The organism is Kiritimatiellia bacterium (genome assembly GCA_018001225.1).
Lineage (GTDB): Bacteria > Verrucomicrobiota > Kiritimatiellia > CAIQIC01 > JAGNIJ01 > JAGNIJ01.
In genome coordinates, this window is sequence record JAGNIJ010000031.1 from 19,656 (window position 1) to 24,232 (window position 4,577).

General features: G+C 65.8%; 3 protein-coding genes. All 3 read right to left on the minus strand.

Annotated elements, in window-relative coordinates; all coding sequences use genetic code 11:
- Positions 1-13 precede the first annotated feature (13 nt).
- From KA248_10880 to KA248_10890, 3 genes are read right to left on the minus strand one after another with little or no spacing between them, the layout of a single operon-like run.
- Positions 14-2,665 carry a hypothetical protein gene (locus KA248_10880; GenBank protein ID MBP7830411.1) on the minus strand — a complete coding sequence of 884 codons (2,652 nt, stop codon included), beginning with the start codon at positions 2,663-2,665 and terminating at the stop codon, positions 14-16.
- Positions 2,666-2,688: 23 nt separating this feature from the next.
- Positions 2,689-3,567 (minus strand): transglutaminase domain-containing protein, encoded by an 879-nt coding sequence (locus tag KA248_10885; GenBank protein ID MBP7830412.1) that lies wholly within the window; start codon positions 3,565-3,567, stop codon positions 2,689-2,691.
- A complete protein-coding gene (locus tag KA248_10890) occupies positions 3,564-4,559 on the minus strand; it encodes an Ig-like domain-containing protein (protein MBP7830413.1) in 996 nt (331 codons plus the stop codon). The genes KA248_10885 and KA248_10890 overlap by 4 nt, the downstream gene beginning before the upstream one ends.
- Between the last annotated feature and the right edge of the window lie 18 nt (positions 4,560-4,577).

Consider the following 4,577-nt stretch of genomic DNA (forward strand, 5'->3'; position numbering starts at 1 on the left):
ATCCCGCCCGCGGTCAGAATTCCACGTCCGTCGCGGCTCCGCGTCGCAGGTAATAATAGGCCTGGCCGGGCTGCAGAACCTCGTTGGTCGAAACGATCTGGAATGTGGTCAGGTCGAACCAGTTGCCGTCGTACGGCGCGCCCCAGCCTTCCACGTACATCAGCCGGCGCCAGCTGCCGTCGGGCTTCTGAAGGACCAGGATGTCCGAATCCTCCTCCGAACCCTGGCTGGTCGCCGCCTCCGCGAACGTCTGCTTCAGCGGGACATCCTTTCCTTCGGACAATCCGATCAGGTTCCAGCCGGGAACCAGCCGGTTGGTCTGCGACCCGTCGTTGCCCACCGGTCCCGTGAACGTGACCCGCGCGGGCGTTCCCACCTTGCGCGCAACCCAGAGGCCCTGCCCCGGCGGCAGCTCGTAGGTGCTGGCCTCGCCGCCGGCTTCACGCCACGTCCCCGAGGCGTCCAGGTACAAGGAACGCCAGCTTCCGCTGGGCTGCAGGATGTAGATTTCGTCGGCCCCGGACCCGAGCCCGCCGTCGCGGCCCTGCAGGACATCGGCCAACGCCGATCCGAACTCGCCGTCGAACCGGCGGTCCGACCGCAGCGGCGGCGCGATCATCGTGTACCCGGCCGCGCGGATGTCACGGCGGATCAGGCCCCAGATCTTGTTCGCGTCCGGCCGCTCGCCGGCCAGCACGGTCCGGTAGTAGCGGCGCATGACGTTCTCGAGCGCCTCGCTGTCCGCCAGCCGCTCCTGGCTGCCCGACGCCGGGCGATTTTCACCCACCGCCTGCCATATCGCGTTGGTCGCGAAGGGATTGCTGGCGGCATACACGTCGTAGAGCAGGCCCTCGACGCTATCCCACACGACCGTGGCCGTCTGGCTGGACGTTCGGGCGACCAGTTCCTTGATCTCCGGCTCCCAGTCCGCCAGGGAGACCGGCAGCCCCTGCGCGTTGAACGCCTCGTCCGACAGGCCCACGTATACGCGTACGATCTCCCAATCCGTGAGTTCGCCGTCCGTCGCCAGGAACCGTACGGGATGCACGCCGTAGTCGTCCCCGTCCGTCCGCCAGTGGAAGAGACCGGTGCCGTCATGGTAGTCCGTGAACGTGGCGCCCTCCGGCAGCGGGGCCGCGCTCAAGGAAGGCAGCACGTTGTTCGGGTCGCTGGCCTGCACCAGGAAGCCCAGTTGCTGGCCCGCGCGGACCACCTTGCGTCCGATGTACTGGAGCACGGGCGCATCGTTATGGTCTACCGGGCGCGGCTTCAGGCGGATCTCGTATAAGCCCCCGCCGAAGGAATCGAAAAGATGCAGCGCGAAGAGCCGGTTCGTGCTCCCCTCGGCCCGGTTGCGCGTGATCCAGACATTGCAGGCCGGCAGGGCGGACCCGTCCGACGAGCGAAGAACCGACTCCAGTTCATAGACCTCCCCCGCGGGGAACGGCATGCCGACGTAGAGGGGCGACAGCGAAGCCGGCGCCTGCAAGTGGTAGGTGATCACCTCCTGGCCCTCGCCCGTGTCCACCCATTCCAGGGACGAGGCGGCGGTCAGGTTCGTCACAACGGTATCCAGGTTCTCGGATTCGTAGAGGCGCACGGCATCGCGATCGTCCGCCAGGAAGTCACGGATGCGGTCGCGACCCGGCAAGTCCATCAGCACGGCCTGCATCAGGGTGTGGACGTTCTTCTGCACAATCAGGGAAGTTAGTTGCCCGCCCAGTTCGTCCGCGTGGCGCACGGTGGCCCGTACGTCGGTGAATTCCCCGGAGAGGGTACACTCCATGTCCACCCGCACGGAGGCCGCCCGGTCCGGTTCGATGGTCCCGAAATTGAACGCGGTCTGCTGTACGCTGCCCAGGGCCTGCCCGTTGACCTCGGCGCCCAGCACCGTGAAATTGACCAGCAGTTCCTGGTTGTTCCGCTGGATGTTCGGGTACCCGGCGCTCATGTTGACGTTGCGCGCAGCGCCGGCGCCCACGTTGCGGATGCGCATGCCGTAATGGAACGGCACGGGCGGCTCGATCGCCGGCGTAAGCGGATCGTCGCCCTCCACCCGGGCCGGCAGGAAGTAGTCGAGCGCCAGCCGCGGCATCGGCTTGACCCGGATCTTGTCCGGGATCAGCGGGATGGCCGTCTCCTCGCCGCTGGCCTTGTAGCGCAGGCGCCCGCCGACCAGGAATTCCTGCCCGAAGGCCGAGTTCCCGCCGGTGCCCGGGGCCGGGATGATCAGCCAGTGTACCGTCGCCGACGTCGCCTCCCGGACCGTGCCCCGGCCGTCCACATTGTCAATGTTCGTGAGATCGGGTTCCCGGACGAAGAACCACGCGTTCGTTTGAGTTGGATCCGAGGTCGAGGGCACCAGATTGCCCGCCAAATCGGTGATCCAGATTTTTACTTCCACGTCTTGGAGGAACATGGTCGTGTAGCCGTTATGGATCTTGACCTCCGCGTCGAAGGCCTGGCGCTCCAAAGTCAGATCCTGCTTCACGTCCATGTTGACCTTGGCGCACACGGTCGACTCGTCCTCGGCCTTGGCCTCGCGCTCAACGTTGATCGCCCACTGGCCAATGATCTCGTCCCAGGAGGCCCGCGCGGGAACGCCCTGGTATAGCAGGGCCAGCAGGCATCCCCCGAGTGTCGCGCCGATCGTTTTCGTCTTCATGGCTGCCTCTCTTTCCTGGCTGCCTATCGCAAACCGTTCATCCGGGCCTCCACGCCCTCCGGCGCGACCAGGCGCGCGCGGTGGAAGAAGCCCGTCCGCTCGTCCGGCGCCGGGGTATGCACCTTCATCAGGACATACCGCGGTTCCTGGACATCCCAATCGCCGAGCGCGAGATCCACGATGACCCACGCTCTCCCGTCATGAAACTCGGCCCAATTATGGTAGCCGGCTGCCGCCAGCACGCAGTTACCGTCGCAGCGGTATCCCCCGAGGACGCGAGCCGGAATCCCCCGGGCCCGGCACAGGGCCACGAAGAGATAGGCCAACTCGGTGCAATCGCCCTGTTCGTGCTGCAGCGCCCACAAGGCGCCGCGGTCCGCCGGATCGATGTCCTTGACACGGATCTTCGCTCGAATGAAATCGAAGAACCATCGCGCCGTCTCGCGGGCGTCGCCGGCCGGGGCCTCGGCCGCCTGTTTCTTGATCTCCGGCGCTTCCGACTCAATCCATTCCTCCGGCCGAAGGTAGTCGCGCGGCTCGTCGCCGCTTTGCAGGCCCGGATCCTGCGCGGCATGATCCAGTCGGGCCTCGATCTCGACCAGGCGGCTGCCGAGGGGCGGAAGAAACGGAAGGACCACGCAGGCCACCTGGTTGCCGGCCCCGTCCCGCAGCACTTCCGCTTCCGGCACCACCTTGAAATCCAATGTCCGCTGGCGCACGGCCTGGCAAACGGGCAACTGCACATAAAGCACGATGCCCGTGGCGGATACATTGCGGGTGTTTTCAACCGTGAAGCTGTAGCGCACGTAGCGCGCGGCCCCGGATTCGCCCCGGGCCAGAGGAGTAGCCGCGACCACGACGAGGCTCGCCGTCGCCACGCACCGCAGATAAGAACCGATCATGGCAAACTCACTCCTTCCCATCGGCCGAGGTTGCGGGACAGGTTCCGCTTCGGATCGAACTCCATGTTCCGCGTCCCGTCCGGGTTGACATAGTACCGGAACTTCAGCGTGCTCCGGTCGGTTCCATATCCGGACAGGTCGAAATCGCCGTGGAGCTTCCCGTACCACGCATTTGTAACCTCTCCCGCGTCGTTGGTCTGCGTACGCACGCGGAAAAAGTAATTCAGGTCCTCCGGCCGCTCGACATTGTAGTAGCCCTTCTGCGGGTCGGCCCCGAAGGCGATGATGTTGGTGGCGTGGTAGCCGTCGTCCGGCGCAAAACGCGGCAGGCGATACACACTACCCAGGTAAGACTTATAGGGCCAGCGGACCTCCTGGATGCCGTCATCCGGATTGGAGAAGGTCAGTTCCAGTTTCACGTCGAAGTTGTCCCAACTCTCGGCGCGGCGGGTGTAGGTGAACAGGAAATCGCGCACCGTGCCCCGGCCGTGCGGAACAGTCCAGTCCCCGGCTTCCAAATCGTAACCCAGCGCCCGGCTCTCCGCGGGGATGGTCGTCTCCACGTTCCGGGCATACATGGGAACGGGATTTTCGATCGGACGCAACAGGGCTTCTGCGATCGGATTCCACGGCACCCATTTGCCCGTGTCCACGCCGTCGAACAGGAACTCGCCGCGCGTCACGTAGTGGCCGTCCTTGTACGCGCTGAAGTACGCGCCGCCGTCAGACCCCATCGAGCCGGCGCGGAACTGGCCGTTGGTATCCGTCAGGCCCTGGACAGGCGGCGCGTTATCGTTCAGCGCGAAGGAAACGCTCACGTTCGCGCCCTCTACCGGCACGCCCTGCTCGTTCCCGACCGTCACGGTGGCCTCGGCGGGAATCCCGGCCCGGGCCCGGCCGGCCAGCAGCCCCCCGCCCACGATAAGCAGAACCCATTTCCAGGCCACCCCGCCGATGCCCACCCGCTTGCTCCTGTTTTTCGACACCGTCATCTTGTGCCAAGGCTCCGT

Excerpts from the sequence above, each read along its gene's own strand:
- KA248_10880 (MBP7830411.1), bottom strand. The coding sequence starts at position 2,665 with ATGAAGACGAAAACGATCGGCGCGACACTCGGGGGATGCCTGCTGGCC.
- KA248_10885 (MBP7830412.1), bottom strand. The coding sequence starts at position 3,567 with ATGATCGGTTCTTATCTGCGGTGCGTGGCGACGGCGAGCCTCGTCGTG.
- KA248_10890 (MBP7830413.1), bottom strand. The coding sequence starts at position 4,559 with ATGACGGTGTCGAAAAACAGGAGCAAGCGGGTGGGCATCGGCGGGGTG.